The organism is Pseudomonas cichorii (genome assembly GCF_003700275.1).
Lineage (GTDB): Bacteria > Pseudomonadota > Gammaproteobacteria > Pseudomonadales > Pseudomonadaceae > Aquipseudomonas > Aquipseudomonas cichorii_B.
Window position 1 is genome coordinate 112,649 of the sequence record NZ_RBRE01000103.1, and the last position, 17,961, is coordinate 130,609.

19 protein-coding genes are annotated in these 17,961 nt (G+C 59.0%); 9 read left to right on the forward strand and 10 right to left on the reverse strand.

Annotation, left to right across the window (positions count from 1 at the left end; translation table 11 throughout):
- Positions 1 to 53: 53 nt before the first annotated feature.
- Both fdxA and mutS read right to left on the reverse strand, forming a co-directional pair.
- Positions 54 to 377, reverse strand: coding sequence for a ferredoxin FdxA (gene fdxA / locus ALQ04_RS26495; protein ID WP_122318745.1), 324 nt, complete (start codon positions 375 to 377; stop codon positions 54 to 56).
- A gap of 236 nt (positions 378 to 613) precedes the next feature.
- Entirely contained in the window at positions 614 to 3,181 is a 2,568-nt protein-coding gene (gene mutS / locus ALQ04_RS26500; protein WP_183142286.1) for a DNA mismatch repair protein MutS, read from the reverse strand.
- Between the two features lie 148 nt (positions 3,182 to 3,329).
- On the opposite strand from mutS, the gene ALQ04_RS26505 reads away from it, so the two are divergent.
- From ALQ04_RS26505 to recX, 4 genes are all read left to right on the forward strand, one after another.
- The gene (locus tag ALQ04_RS26505) at positions 3,330 to 3,581 is read left to right on the forward strand and encodes a competence protein CinA (protein WP_122318747.1); all 252 of its coding nucleotides are present in this window, start codon (positions 3,330 to 3,332) and stop codon (positions 3,579 to 3,581) included.
- Positions 3,582 to 3,667: 86 nt separating this feature from the next.
- Positions 3,668 to 4,168, forward strand: coding sequence for a CinA family protein (locus tag ALQ04_RS26510; RefSeq protein WP_122318748.1), 501 nt, complete (start codon positions 3,668 to 3,670; stop codon positions 4,166 to 4,168).
- Between the two features lie 94 nt (positions 4,169 to 4,262).
- Complete coding sequence (recA, locus tag ALQ04_RS26515; protein WP_122318749.1) at positions 4,263 to 5,327, forward strand: recombinase RecA; 1,065 nt, start codon at positions 4,263 to 4,265, stop codon at positions 5,325 to 5,327.
- Positions 5,328 to 5,335: 8 nt separating this feature from the next.
- On the forward strand, positions 5,336 to 5,803 hold the full coding sequence (gene recX, locus ALQ04_RS26520) for a recombination regulator RecX (protein ID WP_122318750.1): 468 nt from the start codon (positions 5,336 to 5,338) through the stop codon (positions 5,801 to 5,803).
- A gap of 80 nt (positions 5,804 to 5,883) precedes the next feature.
- Here recX and ALQ04_RS26525 read toward each other — a convergent pair whose 3' ends face one another.
- Entirely contained in the window at positions 5,884 to 6,984 is a 1,101-nt protein-coding gene (locus ALQ04_RS26525; RefSeq protein ID WP_122318751.1) for an LOG family protein, read from the reverse strand.
- A 266-nt stretch (positions 6,985 to 7,250) separates the two neighbouring features.
- Positions 7,251 to 7,670: a quorum-sensing-regulated virulence factor family protein gene (locus ALQ04_RS26530; protein WP_122318752.1), complete on the reverse strand. Its 420-nt coding sequence runs from the start codon at positions 7,668 to 7,670 to the stop codon at positions 7,251 to 7,253.
- A gap of 221 nt (positions 7,671 to 7,891) precedes the next feature.
- On the opposite strand from ALQ04_RS26530, the gene ALQ04_RS26535 reads away from it, so the two are divergent.
- From ALQ04_RS26535 to ALQ04_RS26545, 3 genes are all read left to right on the forward strand, one after another.
- Entirely contained in the window at positions 7,892 to 8,602 is a 711-nt protein-coding gene (locus tag ALQ04_RS26535; protein WP_122318753.1) for a tRNA-uridine aminocarboxypropyltransferase, read from the forward strand.
- Between the two features lie 144 nt (positions 8,603 to 8,746).
- Positions 8,747 to 9,394, forward strand: coding sequence for a response regulator transcription factor ErdR (erdR, locus tag ALQ04_RS26540; protein ID WP_122318754.1), 648 nt, complete (start codon positions 8,747 to 8,749; stop codon positions 9,392 to 9,394).
- A gap of 71 nt (positions 9,395 to 9,465) precedes the next feature.
- On the forward strand, positions 9,466 to 9,834 hold the full coding sequence (locus tag ALQ04_RS26545; RefSeq protein ID WP_122318755.1) for a diacylglycerol kinase: 369 nt from the start codon (positions 9,466 to 9,468) through the stop codon (positions 9,832 to 9,834).
- A 5-nt stretch (positions 9,835 to 9,839) separates the two neighbouring features.
- Here ALQ04_RS26545 and ALQ04_RS26550 read toward each other — a convergent pair whose 3' ends face one another.
- A complete protein-coding gene (locus ALQ04_RS26550) occupies positions 9,840 to 10,766 on the reverse strand; it encodes a LysR family transcriptional regulator (RefSeq protein ID WP_122318756.1) in 927 nt (308 codons plus the stop codon).
- Positions 10,767 to 10,889: 123 nt separating this feature from the next.
- Between ALQ04_RS26550 and fpr the strand changes: the two genes are divergently transcribed.
- Positions 10,890 to 11,669, forward strand: a complete 780-nt coding sequence (gene fpr, locus ALQ04_RS26555; RefSeq protein WP_007923929.1) for a ferredoxin-NADP reductase — start codon at positions 10,890 to 10,892, stop codon at positions 11,667 to 11,669.
- A gap of 48 nt (positions 11,670 to 11,717) precedes the next feature.
- On the opposite strand, the gene tsaA is transcribed toward fpr, so the two are convergent.
- The 5 genes from tsaA to rimO all read right to left on the reverse strand — a co-directional run bounded on the left by tsaA (position 11,718) and on the right by rimO (position 15,751).
- On the reverse strand, positions 11,718 to 12,425 hold the full coding sequence (tsaA, locus tag ALQ04_RS26560) for a tRNA (N6-threonylcarbamoyladenosine(37)-N6)-methyltransferase TrmO (RefSeq protein ID WP_122318757.1): 708 nt from the start codon (positions 12,423 to 12,425) through the stop codon (positions 11,718 to 11,720).
- 13 nt (positions 12,426 to 12,438) lie between these two features.
- The gene (locus ALQ04_RS26565) at positions 12,439 to 12,900 is read right to left on the reverse strand and encodes a DUF1456 family protein (protein WP_122318758.1); all 462 of its coding nucleotides are present in this window, start codon (positions 12,898 to 12,900) and stop codon (positions 12,439 to 12,441) included.
- Positions 12,901 to 12,967: 67 nt separating this feature from the next.
- The gene (locus tag ALQ04_RS26570; RefSeq protein WP_122318759.1) at positions 12,968 to 13,678 is read right to left on the reverse strand and encodes an rRNA pseudouridine synthase; all 711 of its coding nucleotides are present in this window, start codon (positions 13,676 to 13,678) and stop codon (positions 12,968 to 12,970) included.
- A 198-nt stretch (positions 13,679 to 13,876) separates the two neighbouring features.
- The gene (locus ALQ04_RS26575; RefSeq protein WP_122318760.1) at positions 13,877 to 14,308 is read right to left on the reverse strand and encodes a GNAT family N-acetyltransferase; all 432 of its coding nucleotides are present in this window, start codon (positions 14,306 to 14,308) and stop codon (positions 13,877 to 13,879) included.
- A 96-nt stretch (positions 14,309 to 14,404) separates the two neighbouring features.
- Positions 14,405 to 15,751, reverse strand: coding sequence for a 30S ribosomal protein S12 methylthiotransferase RimO (gene rimO / locus ALQ04_RS26580; protein ID WP_122318761.1), 1,347 nt, complete (start codon positions 15,749 to 15,751; stop codon positions 14,405 to 14,407).
- Positions 15,752 to 16,009: 258 nt separating this feature from the next.
- On the opposite strand from rimO, the gene ALQ04_RS26585 reads away from it, so the two are divergent.
- Positions 16,010 to 17,905, forward strand: a complete 1,896-nt coding sequence (locus ALQ04_RS26585; protein ID WP_122318762.1) for a potassium transporter Kup — start codon at positions 16,010 to 16,012, stop codon at positions 17,903 to 17,905.
- Positions 17,906 to 17,961: the final 56 nt, after the last annotated feature.

Below are 17,961 nucleotides of genomic sequence, written 5' to 3' on the forward strand. Positions count from 1 at the left end.
TTTACCCGCCCACGAAAAAGGCCCCGAAGGGCCTTTTCTGGTAGTGCCTGAATTCAGCGTTCCAGATCTGCGATCTTGCCGGTCTTGCCGTCCCATTCTTCTGCGTCGGGCAAAGCATCTTTTCTTTCGGTGATGTTGGGCCAGACGTCCGCGAGTTCGGCATTGAGCTCGATGAAGTTTTCCATGCCAGCAGGAATCTCATCTTCGGAGAAGATGGCTTGCGCAGGGCATTCAGGCTCACAAAGAGCGCAATCGATGCACTCATCCGGGTGAATCACCAGGAAGTTCGGGCCTTCGTAAAAGCAGTCCACCGGACAGACTTCTACGCAGTCGGTGTACTTGCACTTGATGCAGTTGTCGGTGACGACGAAGGTCATTTCTAATTTTCTCCTCAGGCGGCTGCGGCATGGCCCTTCCAGACAGGGTTGCCAGGTTCGGGGAGTTTCCCGGCCTTATGAAAACACGTGCATGGGGTGAGCGGTCTTAGGCAGATTGCCTGCCGCTCGACCCTTGGTTCGCTGCGTTTTCACGCGGCTCGACTAGCTGCCAACCAGGCTAAAAGCTGAGAGCATCCCAAACCGCGCGGGATTCTAACAGCTTGTAGGCCTTTACGTCAGATCCGAGTTTGCAATGAATACAGCAACTCTAGAGCCTGGCGCGGTGTCAGGTCGTCGACTTTTACTTTCGACAGTTCTTCCAGCACCGGATGTGGCAGGCTCGCAAACATGTCGCTTTGCATCGGCGCTGCCGGTTTTCCGGGTTTGGGCCGTGGTTGTTCATGGGGCAGGCTGGTGGTTTCAAGGCGCTGCAAGTGTTCCTTGGCGCGAGTGATCACCTTGCCCGGAACCCCCGCCAACTGGGCCACTGCCAGGCCATAGCTCTGGCTTGCCGGCCCAGGCAGAACCCGGTGCAGGAACACGATCCGCTCGTTGTGCTCGGTGGCGTTGAGGTGCACGTTGGTAACCAGCGGCTCGCTCTCGGGCAGTACCGTCAGCTCGAAGTAGTGCGTGGCAAACAGGGTGTAGGCGCGCAACTGGGCGAGACATTCCGCCGCAGCCCAGGCCAGCGAAAGGCCGTCGAAGGTACTGGTGCCGCGTCCGACTTCGTCCATCAGGACCAGACTGCTGTCGGTTGCGTTATGCAGGATATTTGCGGTTTCGCTCATTTCCACCATGAATGTCGAGCGTCCGCCCGCCAGATCGTCGCTGGAGCCGATACGGGTGAAGATCCGGTCGACCAGGGACAGTTCGCAACTGGCTGCCGGGACAAAGCTGCCGATGTGGGCGAGCAATACGATCAATGCGGTCTGACGCATGTAGGTCGACTTACCGCCCATGTTCGGGCCGGTGATCACCAGCATGCGCGTGTTGTCATCCAGAGCCAGGTCATTGGCCACGAATGGCGTCGACAGCACTTGCTCGACCACCGGATGACGGCCTTGCTCGATGCGCATGCACGGTTCGCTGACGAAGCGCGGGCAATTGAGGTCCAGGTTCAGCGCTCGTTCGGCCAGGTTGCTCAGTACATCCAGCTCGGCCAGCGCGGCAGCGGTGTCCTGCAATGGCGCCAGATGACCGATCAGGTCTTCGAGCAGGGCTTCGTAGAGCATTTTTTCCCGGGCCAGGGCGCGGCTCTTGGCCGATAGCGCCTTGTCCTCGAACTCTTTCAGTTCCGGGGTAATGAAGCGCTCGGCACCTTTGAGGGTCTGGCGCCGGATGTAGTCGGCGGGAGCCTGTTCGGCCTGCTTGCTGGGCAGCTCGATAAAGTAGCCGTGAACCCGGTTGTAGCCGACCTTGAGGTTGGCCAGTCCGGTGCGTGCCTTTTCCCGGGCTTCCAGATCGATCAGGAACTGACCGGCGTTCTCGCTCAGCGCCAGCAGCTCGTCCAGTTCGGCATCGTAGCCGGTCTTCAGCACGCCGCCGTCGCGAATCACTGCCGGTGGGTTATCAATGATTGCCCTTTGCAGCAGGTCGGCCAGCTCCGGGTAAGTGCTGGTTGTGCGGGCCAGTTGCTGCAGGTGCGGCGCTTCCAGGCTGGTCATGGCCTGTTGCAGTGCCGGCAGGGCGCCCAGCGCATCGCGCAGGCGTGCCAGATCGCGTGGACGGGCGTTGCGCAGGCCGATACGCGCGAGAATGCGCTCGATATCGCCGATTTCCTTGAGCTGCGGTTGCAGGTTCTCGAAGCGGTAGTTTTCCAGGAAGCAACTGATCGAGGTCTGGCGAGCCTGAAGCACCGTCAGGTCGCGCAGAGGGCGATTGAGCCAGCGAGTCAACAGGCGCGTGCCCATTGCGGTCTGGCAGCGATCCACGACCGATTGCAGGGTGTTGTCGCGCCCGCCCGCCAGGTTGGTGTCCAGCTCCAGATTGCGGCGGCTGGCGGCGTCCAGCACCACGGTATCGTCCAGACGCTCGTGACGCAGGCTGCGCAGGTGCGGCAATGCCGTGCGCTGGGTTTCCTTGGCGTAGCTCAGCAGGCAGCCTGCTGCGCCAATGGCCAGGGTCAGGGTTTCACAGCCAAAACCCTTGAGGTCCTGGGTCGAAAACTGCTGGCACAGGCTCTTGTGGGCCGAATCACGCTCGAAATCCCACGGCGCACGACGCCGTGAGCCGCGACGCTTTTCAGCCGGAAGGCCCTGCGGCCAGTCATCGGGAATCAACAGTTCGACAGGATTGATACGTTCCAGCTCGGCCAGCAGGTTTTCCCAGCCCTTGATTTCCAGCACGCTGAAATTGCCGCTGGTGATATCCAGGACCGCGAGGCCGAACAGGCGCTCGTCGCCCAGAACGGCAGCGAGCAGGTTGTCCCGGCGCTCGTCGAGGAAAGCTTCATCGCTGATGGTGCCGGGCGTGATGATACGCACGACCTGACGCTCGACCGGCCCCTTGCTGGTCGCCGGGTCGCCGGTCTGTTCGCAGATCACCACCGACTCGCCGAGTTTGACCAGCTTGGCCAGATAACCTTCGGCGGCATGGTAGGGAATGCCGCACATGGGAATGCTTTGCCCAGCCGACTGGCCGCGCGCGGTCAGGGTGATGTCCAGCAGCTTGGCGGCCTTCTTGGCGTCTTCGTAGAAGATTTCATAGAAGTCGCCCATGCGATAGAACATCAGTTGGTCGGGATGCTGGTTCTTCAGCTTCCAGTACTGCTGCATCATCGGGGTGTGCGAAGAAAGATCGGAAATTGCTTTATTCATCAGTCGCTTAGGCAAGTTCGTTGGAAAGGGGAGGCAAATGACGGCGGATGACGTGTAATCCCTCTCATGCCGAGGGCTGTCTGCCGTGTGTTTGCGATGGGCGCAAGGTTACCACGCACACCTTCGCCGCGCAGGCATGGCCGACACTTCCTGTATCGTCACCGAAAGTTTCGGCACGGGCATGGATGTGGTTTCGCTGTATAGACTTCAGGCGTTGCCGCTCAATCCCGAGCAGCACCTTATAAAAAAGGACTTTTATATGGCTAACAAACGAGCACGAGATTCCGGGAGCGGACGCTTCATTCCTGTCGAGGAAGCCAGGCGCCGCCCCAAAGAGACGACCGTTGAGACGATCCGCAAACCCTGTCCCAAGAAAAAAGAGTCATAGTTGAAGCGCAACAGAGCGGTTGCCGATGCAGCCGCTCTGGCTTTTCTGTAGCCTTTTCAAGGTTTCTGTCTGGACAGGAAAAGATCGTGGATGAAATTACCCGGCTTGCCGCATCGCTCGGCAAGCATCTGCAAGCCATCAACGCTCAGGTTACGACTGCCGAGTCCTGTACGGGCGGCGGGATTGCCGAAGCAATCACCCGTATCGGCGGTAGCTCTGCCTGGTTTGAAGCCGGCTATGTGACGTACTCCAACACCCAGAAAACCCGCCAGCTCGATGTGCCGGGCGAATTGTTCGCCACGCATGGTGCGGTCAGCCAGCCCGTCGTCGAAGCCATGGTCCGGGGCGCGCAAGCCGGAAGTGGTGCACGTTTCGCGGTTGCCGTCAGCGGCGTGGCGGGGCCTGGCGGAGGTTCGGTTGAAAAGCCGGTAGGCACGGTATGGCTGTGCTGGGGCGCGGCAGAGCAACTGATTGCTCAACGTCGGCAGTTTGACGGTGATCGTGATGAAGTGCGCCGACAAACGGTGAAGGCCGCGCTAGAGGGGCTGATCCGGCTCGCTGTTGGAGAAATGCCAAAACAGGGGTAGGCGAGCGCTCATCGCTGTGGAATAATACTGTCTACTTATACAGGTGTTGTGGCCAGTCAGGCCCTAAATTGAATTTGATTACGTGAGGACTTCAATGGACGACAACAAGAAGAAAGCCTTGGCTGCGGCCTTGGGTCAGATCGAGCGTCAATTCGGTAAAGGTGCCGTAATGCGCATGGGTGACCATGACCGTCAGGCTATTCCTTCTATTTCTACCGGTTCGCTGGGTCTGGATATCGCACTGGGTATCGGCGGTCTGCCTAAAGGCCGGATCGTCGAAATCTACGGTCCGGAATCTTCCGGTAAAACCACGCTGACCCTGTCGGTCATCGCTCAGGCGCAGAAAATGGGCGCAACCTGTGCGTTCGTCGATGCCGAGCATGCGCTGGATCCCGAGTACGCTGGCAAGCTGGGCGTCAACGTCGACGACCTGCTGGTTTCGCAGCCGGACACCGGTGAGCAGGCGCTGGAAATCACCGACATGCTGGTACGTTCCAATGCCGTCGACGTCATCGTCGTCGACTCCGTTGCCGCTCTGGTGCCCAAGGCTGAAATCGAAGGCGAAATGGGTGACATGCACGTAGGTCTGCAGGCACGTCTGATGTCCCAGGCGCTGCGCAAGATCACCGGTAACATCAAGAACGCCAACTGCCTGGTTATCTTCATCAACCAGATCCGTATGAAAATCGGCGTGATGTTCGGCAGCCCGGAAACCACCACCGGTGGTAACGCTCTGAAGTTCTACGCATCGGTACGTCTGGATATCCGCCGCACCGGCGCAGTGAAAGAAGGCGACGAAGTGGTTGGTAGCGAAACCCGCGTCAAGATCGTGAAGAACAAGGTGGCCCCGCCATTCCGTCAGGCAGAGTTCCAGATTCTTTACGGCAAGGGTATCTACCTCAACGGTGAAATCATCGACCTGGCTGTTCTGCATGGTTTTGTCGAGAAGTCCGGTGCCTGGTACAGCTATCAGGGCAGCAAGATCGGTCAGGGCAAGGCCAACTCGGCCAAGTTCCTGGCAGACAACCCGGAAATCGGCGCAGCGCTCGAGAAGCAGATTCGCGACAAGCTGCTGACTCCTGGCGTTGATACCAAGGCGGTAGGTTCCCGTGAACCAGCCGATGCAGATGACATGGCTGAAGCTGACGCAGATATCTGATAAGCCTCATGTCTGCTGTGCTCGATACACCAGTCGCCGTACGGCGAACCGCAATGGACCTGCTCGCGCGACGCGAGCATGGTCGTGTCGAGCTGACGCGCAAGCTGCGTCAGCGCGGCGCTCCTCCCGAACTGATCGAATCTGCCCTTGACCGTCTGGTCGATGAAGGGCTGCTCTCTGAATCTCGCTATCTTGAAAGCTTCGTTTCCTCCCGGGCGCGTTCTGGCTATGGTCCTTTGCGTATTCGTGAAGAACTGGGCCAGCGTGGCCTGCAACGTGCGGACATCGAGGAAGCACTCAGGGAGTGTGGTGTCGACTGGCAAGTCCGTCTGCAGGAAACCTGGCAGCGCAAGTATGCCGGCAGGCTGCCTGCCGATGCACGTGAGCGTGCCCAGCAAGGCCGTTTCCTGGCTTATCGCGGCTATTCGCTGGATATGATCGGCCGCCTGTTGAGTGGCCGTGGCGGGGATGATTGAGCTGAGCAGGGTTCGCGGATAAACCCGCTCCCGCGCAAAGTGGCGCAGGGGCGAATTCATTCGCGAAAACCCCGGTCACATCAGGCTTTCTCGCGAGAACGCAGTTCCAGGGACTGGGCACTGTTCTCCGGCAGGTTGATGTAGTCGATCAATTCGCGAAGCCGACCCTGATTACGTCCAGTAAAAGCAAAGGCAAGGCGTGTCAGGTGGCTGAACTGAGCTTCGTCGTGTTCTTCTCCCTGATAGCTGTGCTGATGGAAATCCTCGCTGCTGCATATGTCGGCAAAGGTTGTCTGGATATGCTCCAGCGCCTGTTCGCTGAGCGGGTGATGCATGCGGATCACGAACTTGTTCTTCAGCCAGCGGCTGGAGTGGAAGTTGCTGTAGAACCGGTTTATCTCTTCCACAGCCTCGTCGGTGCTGTAGACCAGCCGCATCAGCTTCATGTCGGCCGGCAGAATGTAGTGGTTGGCTTCCAGCTGGTTGCTGATGAAGTCCAGCGCACCTTGCCAGAAGTTACCGCCGGGCGTATCCAGCAGCACGATAGGCACCAGCGGGCTTTTGCCGGTCTGGATCAGCGTCAGCACTTCCAGTGCTTCGTCCAGGGTGCCGAAACCGCCCGGGCAGAGCACCAGCGCATTGGCTTCCTTGACGAAAAACAGCTTGCGGGTAAAGAAGAAGTGGAACGGCAAGAGGTTTTCCGTGCCTTCCACGGTCGGGTTGGCATGCTGCTCGAAGGGGAGAGTGATATTGAAGCCCAGGCTGTTTTGACGCCCCGCGCCCTCATGAGCCGCAGCCATGATGCCGCCACCGGCGCCGGTGATTACCATCATGTCGGAGCGCGCCAGTTTCTCACCCAGATCCCTGGCCTGGGCATACAGAGGGTGCTCCACCGGAGTGCGTGCCGAGCCGAACACGGTCACCTTGCGGCGTCCCTTGAAACGTTCCAGCACCCGGAAGGCGCCGTCCAGTTCGCGCAGGGTCTGCAGGGTGATCTTGGCGTTCCAGCGGTTGCGGTCATCCTCGGCCATACGCAGGACGGTCAGGATCATGTCGCGGTACAAGGGCAGGTTGGGGCTGGCGGGAGCTACCTGATTGATGTGCTCCTCTATCTTGCTGGTGATATCCAGGCCATTGCTCTGAAAGTGTTGCGATAGAACATCGTTAGGTACATACGGCATTCAAGATTTCTCCTCCTGCAGAATCATTTGACCCCGGCCAGACTCACGCCGGAATCACAAGGCATCGTACTGTGCCGATGATGAAAGCCTCTTTTCAGGTTATATGATGGCTCGATAATGTCCCGGTTTTATCTAAAAAACCATCGATTATCTACCGGCAGCAGCAGGTAAGGCGGGAAGGGAATATCTGCCTGGGGAGACGGAGCAACGCGGTCTGGATGTGCGCACCGCATGCAGGGCGGCGCGCAGCGAGGGAGGCAGTCGGCTTACTTGTTCGGTTTTTTTACCGAGCAATCCGAAGCCTGGAAGGTCTGGGTGACGATCGGACGGTTGGTCTTGTATTCGCTGAACTGATACTTGAGTACGGCGCCCTTGGTCATCAACTGGCGGTAGCCGTTGTTGTGGCAAACGCTGTTGCCCAGTTGATTGCGCACGGCATCCGGGTTGCCGCGCATTTGTCGGGCCTGGCCTTCGCGTACGCTCAGGTGGTTGATCAGTTCGTTGCCATTGACGGTGTAGCCCTGGTCCAGAATGTCTTCGTTGATTGCCCGGGGCGTGCCGACGCTGCTTTCCTGGGCAACTTTTTCCAGCATCTTGCTGAGCTCGAATTCCTGCTTGGACGCCGCCTGAGCGCCCAGCGGGGCAAGAAACAACAGCGTAAGGGTTGGGACGGTGAGGCGCAGCATCAAACTCTCCTGATTCAGTGGCTGGCGGTTTTGACCAGCAACTTCAAAGTGTGTTCCGGATAACCTGCCCACGGCGCGGTTTCAATGGCGCGCCAGTATAGGATAGGTCCATACAGGTCGAAAGCAGGTTGAAGCGTCGGGGCTCTGGTAAACTGCCCGGACTTTTACCCCTGTCGAGTTCTTGCTGTGTCGATGCCTTTCTTCAGTGGGCGTGTCTTTCAATGAGCCATGCTGTTTCCCGCCTGCGCGATCAGCGCCTGGCCCGTAGCACCAAACCCTTTATTGCCCGTGGTTCCCGAGCGCCGCGCTGTGCCGATTGCCGGGTGATTTCCAGTTATTGCCTGTGTGCCTGGCGGCCCACGGTGGCTGCAAAGTCAGGCATGTGCCTATTGATGTATGACACCGAACCGCTGAAGCCGACCAATACCGGCTGGCTGATCGCCGATGTGATTCAGGACACGCATGCCTTTGGCTGGTCGCGGATCGAGGTCGACGAGCAACTGCTGGCCTTGCTGGATGATCCTCAATGGCAGCCTTATATCGTGTTTCCCGGCGAGTTCGTCGCCAGGGAGCGGGTGGTGACCAAGGTTACTCATGAAGAGGGCAAGCGCCCGCTGTTCATTCTGCTGGATGCGACCTGGACCGAAGCGCGCAAGATGTTCCGCAAAAGTCCGTACCTGGAGCGTTTCCCGGTGCTGAGTCTGGAGCCGGAGCAGATCTCGCGTTACCGGTTGCGGCGTTCCCGGCGCGATGATCACTTCTGTACTGCCGAAGTCGCTGCGTTGTGCCTGGAACTGGCCGATGATGTCAGTGCCAGTGGCGTGCTGGATGCTTATCTGGATGTTTTCAGCGCTCATTATCTGGGCGCCAAGTTCCAGCGACCGATCGACCCTGACGATGCGGCGCACAGTCATTTGAAGGCTTTTCTGTGACGACTTGCGCGTCTGTAAACCGTTTGCCCGGCCATAGCGGAATCGAGGCGGTATCAGGCTTGACCACCCGTGCCGGGCTGGGCATGCTTGGCGCCGCTTGAACGCTGAACCTGTCGGCGCTCACTATAAGAACAGGATCAAAAAATGACCTACGACATCCTGATCGCCGATGACCATCCGCTGTTTCGCAGCGCGTTGCATCAGGCGTTGAGCATCGGCCTCGGGCCGGATGCCCGGCTGGTCGAGGCAGACAGCATTGCCCGCATCGAGTCGCACCTGGCAGAGAAGACTGACTGGGATCTTGTCCTGCTGGATTTGAACATGCCGGGCGCCTATGGCTTTTCCGGGCTGGTATTGCTGCGAGGGCAGTATCCGCAGATTCCGGTAGTCATGATTTCGGCGCAGGAAGAAGCCTCGATCGTGGTCCGTTCCCGAGAGTTCGGTGCCAGTGGGTTCATTCCCAAGTCCAGCTCGCTGGAAACCATCCAGCAGGCGGTACGCACTGTTCTCGAGGGCGATGTCTGGTGGCCGCCGCAGGTCAATGAAATCATCAGTGTCTCGGAAGAGGCGCGGGTCGCCAGTGCCGGTCTTGCCAGCCTCACGCCGCAGCAGTTCCGGGTATTGACCATGGTCTGTGAAGGCTTGTTGAACAAGCAGATCGCCTATGAACTCAGCGTTTCGGAAGCCACCATCAAGGCTCATGTCACGGCTATTTTCCGCAAACTGGGTGTTCGCACGCGAACCCAGGCGGCGCTGCTGTTGCAGCAACTGGAATCGATTTCCGCTACCTGACAGACAGGTTCACGCTTTTTTGACCTGTCTTGCCTTAGCTTTCCTCATCTTTTCGACACAGTAGTCTCTCAATGCCTTCGCCCTTCAAAGGCCAGACCGGCCTGAAACGTATCTTCAATGCTGCAGGTTATTCCATTGATGGCCTGACGGCCGCCTTCAAAGGTGAAGCGGCTTTCCGTCAACTGGTGCTGCTCAATGTGGTACTGATTCCCTTGTCCTTTTTCGTCAACGTCACCAGATGCGAGCAGGCCTTGTTGATTGCCGTGTGTCTGCTGGCGCTGATCGTCGAGTTGCTCAACTCGGCCGTTGAAGCGGCCATTGACCGCATCTCTCTGGACCTGCACCCACTGTCCAAGAATGCCAAGGACATGGGCAGCGCCGCGCAACTGGTGGCGCTGAGCATGATCGCCGTGGTCTGGGGTGTGATCCTGCTGGGCTGATCCGTTCAGTACAGGCTGGGGATCACGATCTCGTCGCTGCGCTGGACCCCGGCGGTAAAGGCGCGGCACAGGTCGAGAAATTCACGCATCGCCGATGTCTGGTACTTCTGCTTGTGCCAGATGAAGTAGAACTGCCGCGACAGATCCAGCTCCGGTGTATCCAGTGCGACCAGGCTGCCACGCCGAAAGGCATCGCGCAGGGCCAGCCGGGAAATGCAGCCGATTCCCAGACCCGACTCCACGGCACGCTTGATGGCTTCGGTGTGCTCCAGCTCCAGGCGCACGTTCAGGCCGTTACGGTGATGACGCATGGCCTGATCGAAAGTCAGGCGTGTGCCCGAGCCTTGTTCGCGCAGGATCCAGGCTTCCTGGGTCAGTTCCTTGAGGCTGGCGTGACCGCGTTTGGCCAGGGGATGCTGCGGGGCGCAGAACACCACCAGTTCGTCCTCGACCCAGGACTGGACTTCTATATCCGGGTGGCTGCAATCACCTTCGATCAGACCCAGATCAATTTCGTAATGCGCCACCTGTTGCACGATATGCGCCGTGTTCTGGACATGCAGCTTGACCTGGCTTTCCGGGTGTCGCTGCATGAAACCACCGATCAGGAGGGTCGCCAGGTAATTGCCGATGGTCAATGTGGCGCCAACCGCCAGCGAGCCGAACCCCGACTTGCCGTTGAGCAGGTCTTCGATTTCCTTGGCCTGATCGAGCAGGGCAACCGCCTGCGGCAATAGCTGGCGTCCGGTCGCGTTGAGGCTCAGGCGTTTGCCGGCGCGATCGAACAACTGGCAACTGGATTGACGTTCCAGCTCGGTGATGGAGGTACTGGCTGCCGATTGCGAGAGGGAAAGCATGACCGCTGCACGCGACACGCTTTCCTGCTGGGCGACGGCGACGAAGACTTGAAGCTGACGGAGAGTAAATCGCATATCTATATAACCGATAACCCATATCTTGATAATTAATTTAACAGATATTGTGTCTGCCACTAGAATGTCGCGCAATAGCGCTTATGCCCAGCGCAGACGAATTTTTCAGGAGTTTCCACGTACATGAGCAACATGAACCACGAGCGTGTCCTCAGCGTCCACCACTGGAACGACACTCTCTTCAGTTTCAAGTGCACTCGCGATCCAGGTCTGCGTTTCGAGAACGGTCAATTCGTGATGATCGGTCTGCAGCAACCCAACGGTCGCCCGCTCATGCGTGCCTACTCGATTGCCAGCCCGAACTGGGAAGAGCATCTGGAGTTCTTCAGCATCAAGGTGCCGGATGGTCCGCTGACTTCGCAGTTGCAGCACTTGAAGGAAGGCGACGAGATCATCATCAGCAAGAAGCCTACCGGCACGCTGGTGCTGGATGACCTCAAGCCTGGCAAACACCTGTACCTGCTGAGCACCGGCACTGGCCTCGCTCCGTTCATGAGCGTTATCCAGGACCCGGAAACCTACGAGCGTTTCGAGAAGGTCATCCTGTGCCACGGCGTGCGCTACGTGAACGAAGTCGCCTATCGCGAATTCATCACCGAGCACCTGCCGCAGAACGAGTTCTTCGGTGAAGCGCTGCGTGAAAAGCTGATCTACTACCCAACTGTGACACGCGAGCCTTTCGAGAACGAAGGCCGTCTGACCGATCTGATGCGCAGCGGCAAGCTGTTCAGCGATATCGGTCTGCCGCCGATCAACCCTCAGGACGACCGTGCCATGCTGTGTGGCAGCCCGAGCATGCTCGATGAAACCAGCGAAGTGCTCAACAGCTTCGGTCTGACCGTTTCGCCGCGCATGCGTGAGCCAGGCGATTACCTGATCGAGCGTGCATTCGTCGAGAAGTAAGCCGGTTTGATGAAAACCGCCTCCCTCTTCATTGAGCGAGGCGGTTTTTTATTGGCCGGGATTTATCGCTGGAACCACTTCAAGCACCCGGATCAGACCCGGTTGCGGGTAGTGCCAGCGCACGTCCATATCCCAGAACTGCGCGCCATAGCGCCGCTCCGGGGCGGGCACCTGATAGGCCGGACGCGGGTCCTGGGCCAGACACTGTTCGATCAGCTCCACCAGTGGCTCGCCGAGGCGCTGTGCATGCTCACGGGCTTGCGCCAGGGCGCTGGCCTGCCAGTCTACCGGGATCAGCGCCGGGGCTGCGCTGGCGATGCTGTTGGTCGCCTCGGTCAGGGCGTCGGCATATGGCACGTAAGGCTTGATGTCCAGCACCGGCGTGCCGTCGAGCAGGTCGATCCCCGAAATCCACAGCCGCCCGGCCTCGACCTTGTCCAGTCTGACCACCGACTGGCCGATACCGTTGGGTCGATGCGTCGCACGGGTGGCGAATACCCCCATCGACTGATTGCCACCCAGGCGCGGCGGACGCACCTTGAGCCGTGGCTTGTCTTCCAGCGCCTGATGGAACAGGAACAGCAGCCAGACATGACTGACCTGTTCCAGCCCTTGTACCGCTTCGCCCTGATCGAAGGGCGCAACCAGCTCCAGGCAGCCACGGGCGGCGGGCGCCAGTTGTGGCTGGCGCGGTATCGCGAATTTCTCCTTGAAACAGGAGCGCACGAAGCCGACAGGGGAAACGTTATAGCTCATGGTAACGGCCGGATCAGCCGCGTACGCGCAGGGTCAGACCCTTGAGGAAGTTGCGCAGCAGTTGATCGCCGCACTCGCGGTAGTTGTTATGGCCAACCTTGCGGAACAGCGCGCTGAGTTCCGGTTTGGACACCGGGAAGTTCACCGACTTGAGGATGTCATGCATATCGTCTTCCTTGAGCTCGAAGGCGACGCGCAGTTTCTTGAGGACGATATTGTTGGTGATCGGCAGCTCGACGGCTTGTGGCGGACGGCTGTCGTCCTTGCCGCGCTTGAAAATCACCAGACCATCGAGGAAGTGCGCCATGACTTCATCGCTGCAATCGACATAGCCTTCTTCCTCTTCCTTCCTGGTGAAGGCGATCACTTCGTCCCGGGTGGTCTCGAAGCCTGTGAGCCGGGTGATCTCGACAATCTTGCTGTCGCTGATATCCAGCATATAGCGCACGCTGCGCAGTACATCGTTGTTCATCATGAGGCGTGGGTCCTGGCAAGTCGTTGTAACGGTGCACGAGCCATGTCGTGCACGCTGAAAGGGGGGATCAGAATTTTTCCTTGGCTGTCATGTAGCGCCACTGGCCTTCAGGCAGCTTGCCCATGGACACACCGCCGATACGCAGGCGCCGAATCGCCACGACTTTCAGGCCAACCGCTTCGCACAGTTGAGCGATGATGCCGGGCTGCGGGTTCTTCATGGCAAAGCGCAGGCGGTTCTCGTTCTGCCAGCTGGCTTTGACGGCAGGCAGCTCCTTGCCTTTGTAGCTCAGGCCGTGGTTCAGGCGATTGAGGCCGTGGGGCACCATCTCGCCGGAGATTTCCACGATGTATTCCTGCTCTATCTTGCTGCGGTCATCGGTGAGCTTGCGCAGGATTTTCCAGTCCTGGCTGAACACCATCAGGCCGCTGGCATTGGCCTGCAGGGTAGAAATTGCTTCCAGGCGCAGGAAGTGCCCTTTGAGCGGGCGTTTGCCGAAGCTGTGCTCCTGGGAAAGGCTGTCGGGCGTAATCAGTTGCAGAGCGCTTTCAACGCTGATCAAGGCCGGCTTGTGCAGGATGATCGTGACCGCTTCCGGGGTTTCGGCTTTCGCATCGGGGCTGAGCTCGACCTTCTGACTATCGATCTTGAACTGCGGCTCTTCGACAACCTCGCCATCCACGGTCACCCAGCCGCCCTCGATATACAGTTCAGCCTCTCGACGGGAGCAGCCGACCAGCTCGATAAGGCGTTTGGAAAGGCGAATGGGGTCTGTCATGACAAGAAGCCGTTACTGAGGAGAAAGACGCCATTGTACCTGTGATGCGATTGATTAGGTGGGACGGATCGGGCGGGGCTCTGCTTGTGCTTGAGGGGGGCGTCGTAAAGACGGAACCATTAGCAGCCCTGATACCTGTCTTCAGCCTGAAAAACCGCTTTCGCGAATAAATTCGCTACTACCCCGACGATGGTAGTTTTACAGGCTCATCCTCAGGATCGGATAGGGTTGTCCCAGTCCGTCGTTTTCGCTGCGGTGAATCACCTTGAAGCCGTGTTTGAGATAAAAACCCAGGGCCTGGGGATTCTGTTCGTTGACGTCCAGTTCGCAGATATGGAAATGGCTGATGGCATGTTCGAGCAATTGCCTGCCCAGGCCCTGGCCGCGGTATTCGGGTTCGACGAACAGCATTTCCAGCTTGAACCTGCTGATACCGGCAAAGCCGGTGATGTTCAGTCGGGCGTCGCGGGTGCAGAACAGAGTGACCGAACCCAGATACTGAGTGAGCAGCAGATCCTTGAGCATGCAGATGTAACTGTCCGGCAGAAAATCATGGGTCGCACGTACCGAGCGTTCCCAGAGATTGGCCAGTTGCAGGAAGTCGTTATTGTCTGGCGTATACAGGTCCATCTCGATTGGCTCTTGTAGTTGTTCTGCATGAGTAGACAGCCGCAGGTATAAAAAAGCCCCGCCGTTTTCAGGGGCGGGGCTGATTCGGCGTCAACCTCAAGCGAGGATTTCGGCCCACAGATCGTACTCGTCTGCGTCCGTCACGCGGCACATGATTTTGTCACCGGGTTTGACCGTGCTGTCGTCTTCCAGGCCGATATAGACGTTGCCGTCGATTTCCGGCGCATCGAAGAAGCAGCGGCCGACTGCGCCACGCTCGTCGACTTCATCGATCAGGACTTCGATTTCCTTGCCGATCTTCATCTGCAGGCGGGCTGCGCTGATGGCCTGTTGATGCGCCATGAAGCGGTCCCAGCGGTCCTGCTTGATCTCGTCCGGTACGACTTCGGCATCCAGCAGGTTGGCTGGCGCGCCTTCGACCGGCGAATACTGGAAGCAGCCGACGCGGTCGAGCTGGGCTTCGGTCAGCCAGTCCAGCAGGTACTGGAAGTCTTCTTCGGTTTCGCCGGGGAAGCCGACGATGAAGGTGGAGCGGATGATCAGGTCCGGGCACTGCTCGCGCCAGTTCTTGATGCGGGCCAGAGTCTTGTCCTCAAAGGCCGGACGCTTCATCAGCCTGAGCACTTTCGGGCTGGCGTGCTGGAACGGGATATCCAGGTACGGCAGGATCTTTCCGGCCGCCATCAACGGAATCAGCTCGTCGACGTGCGGATACGGATAGACATAGTGCAGGCGCACCCAGACGCCCAGGGAACTGAGAGCCTGGCACAGCTCGGTCATGCGGGTCTTGACCGGCTGGCCGTTCCAGAAGCCGGTTCGGTACTTGATGTCGACGCCATAGGCGCTGGTGTCCTGGGAAATCACCAGCAGCTCTTTCACGCCGGACTTGACCAGACGCTGGGCTTCGTCGAGCACATCGCCCACCGGACGGCTGACCAGCTTGCCGCGCATCGACGGGATGATGCAGAAGCTGCAACTGTGGTTGCAGCCTTCGGAAATCTTCAGGTATGCATAGTGCCGCGGCGTCAGCTTGATGCCTTGTGGCGGGACCAGATCGATCAGCGGGTTGTGGTCGAGCTTTGGCGGCACGACTTCATGCACGGCATTGACCACCTGCTCGTACTGCTGTGGACCGGTAACCGACAAAACACTCGGGTGCACTTTACGGATGACGCTTTCGTCGACACCCATGCAGCCGGTCACGATCACCTTGCCGTTTTCGGCAAGGGCTTCGCCAATCACTTCCAGCGATTCAGCCTTGGCGGTATCGATGAAACCGCAGGTGTTGACGACAACGACGTCCGCGTCCTCGTAGGTCGGAACGACTTCATAACCTTCCATGCGCAGTTGGGTCAGGATGCGCTCGGAGTCGACCAAGGCTTTTGGGCAACCCAGGGAAACGAAGCCAACCTTTGGGGCGGCAGGCGTGGTGACGGTGGACATGGCAAACCTCGGCGTGAAGGGTGCCTGGCTCAATACGCGGGCACCGAATGGGCGCTTGGTGCGCCTCTGATCAAAAAGTGCGCAATTCTAGCGATGAGTGCACGCGATGACCAGTGGTAAACAGAGAATTACGACGAGTGCTGCGCTATGCTTCGCGGCGTTGCCCCCAGGCATGTCAATAATTGGCGTGATCTGAATTGTTACGTGGTGTGAAGTTCAAAGTGCTTTGAGCCTCAAGTCTGGTTTCTGGAGTATTGGATGAGTCAAGCAAGCAGTCATGCTGAGACTGGAAGCACTGCAAAACCCTTGGGGTTGCTGATCGCGGCCGTGGGTGTGGTGTATGGGGATATCGGTACGAGCCCGCTGTATACGCTCAAGGAAGTGTTTCAGGGAGGTTATGGTGTCGAAGTCACCCATGACGCGATCCTGGGCATCCTGTCGCTGATCTTTTGGTCGTTGATCTGGGTCGTCTCGTTCAAGTACATGGTCTTCATCCTGCGTGCCGACAATCAGGGCGAAGGCGGGATCATGGCCCTGACTGCACTGGCCCGGCGCGCCACGACCCAATATCCGCGCCTGCAGATGCTGATGGTGGTGTTCGGCCTGTTCGGTGCCGCGCTGTTCTACGGCGACAGCATGATTACCCCCGCGGTATCGGTGCTGTCGGCGATGGAAGGGCTGGAGCTGGCGTTTGACGGGCTTGAGCACTGGATCGTGCCGATGGCGCTGATCGTGCTGGTTGGCCTGTTCCTGATCCAGAAACACGGCACTGCACGCATCGGCGTGCTGTTCGGGCCGGTGATGGTGACCTGGTTCGTGGTGCTGGGCGCGCTGGGTATCTACGGCATCATGCATACACCCGAGGTTCTGCGGGCGGTGAACCCGACCTGGGCGCTGCAGTTCTTTATCCTGCATCCGGGAATCGGTGTTGCCATTCTCGGCGCGGTAGTGCTGGCGCTGACCGGTGCCGAGGCCCTGTATGCCGACATGGGGCATTTCGGGCGCAAGCCGATCTCGCGGGCCTGGTTCATCCTGGTGCTGCCGGCGCTGCTGCTGAATTACTTCGGTCAGGGTGCGCTGGTGCTGGAAAACCCGGAGGCGGTGCGCAACCCGTTCTATCTGCTGGCGCCGGGCTGGGCTTTGTTGCCGCTGATCGGCCTGTCGACCATGGCGACGGTCATCGCTTCCCAGGCAGTCATCTCCGGTGCGTTCTCGATGACCCTGCAGGCCATCCAGCTCGGTTACATCCCGCGCATGTACATCCAGCACACCTCCAGCGATGCGCAGGGCCAGATCTACATCGGCGCAGTCAACTGGGCGTTGATGGTCGGCGTGGTACTGCTGGTAATCGGCTTCGAGTCTTCGGGGGCACTGGCTTCCGCTTATGGCGTGGCCGTGACCGGGACCATGCTCTGCACCACGATCCTGGTGTCCTCGGTGATGCTCCTGCTCTGGAAGTGGCCGGCGATTCTGGCAGTGCCCTTGCTGCTGGGGTTGTTACTGGTGGATGGTCTGTTCTTTGCCGCCAACGTGCCGAAAGTCGTGCAGGGCGGCGCCTTTCCGGTATTGGCCGGTGCTGCGTTGTTCATCCTGATGACGACCTGGAAGCGCGGCAAACAGCTGCTGGCCGAGCGCATCGATGAAGGTGGCCTGCCGTTGCCGATCTTCATCGGCAGCATTCGCGTACAGCCGCCGCATCGCGTGCAGGGCACTGCGGTGTTCCTGACCGCGCGCAGCGATGCCGTGCCCCATGCGCTGCTGCACAACATGCTGCACAACCAGGTGCTGCATGAGCAGGTGGTGCTGCTGACGGTGGTTTATGAAGACCGGCCACGGGTGCCTGCCGATCAGCGTTTCGAGGTCGAGGCCTACGGGGATGGTTTCTATCGGGTGATCCTGCACTTCGGCTTTATCGATGAGCCGGACGTACCGGCGGCGCTGACTCTCTGCCATCTGGATGATCTGGATTTCAGCCCGATGCGCACCACTTACTTCCTCAGCCGCGAAACCGTCATTCCTTCCAAGATGGTCGGCATGGCGCGCTGGCGTGAAGCCCTGTTCGCCTTCATGCTCAAGAACGCCAACGGCAACCTGCGCTTCTTCAAGCTGCCGTACAACCGGGTGATCGAGTTGGGTACCCAGGTGGAAATGTAAGCAACGCCCTGATGAAAAAAATCCCGGTCACCTTGCGGTGCCGGGATTTTTTCATG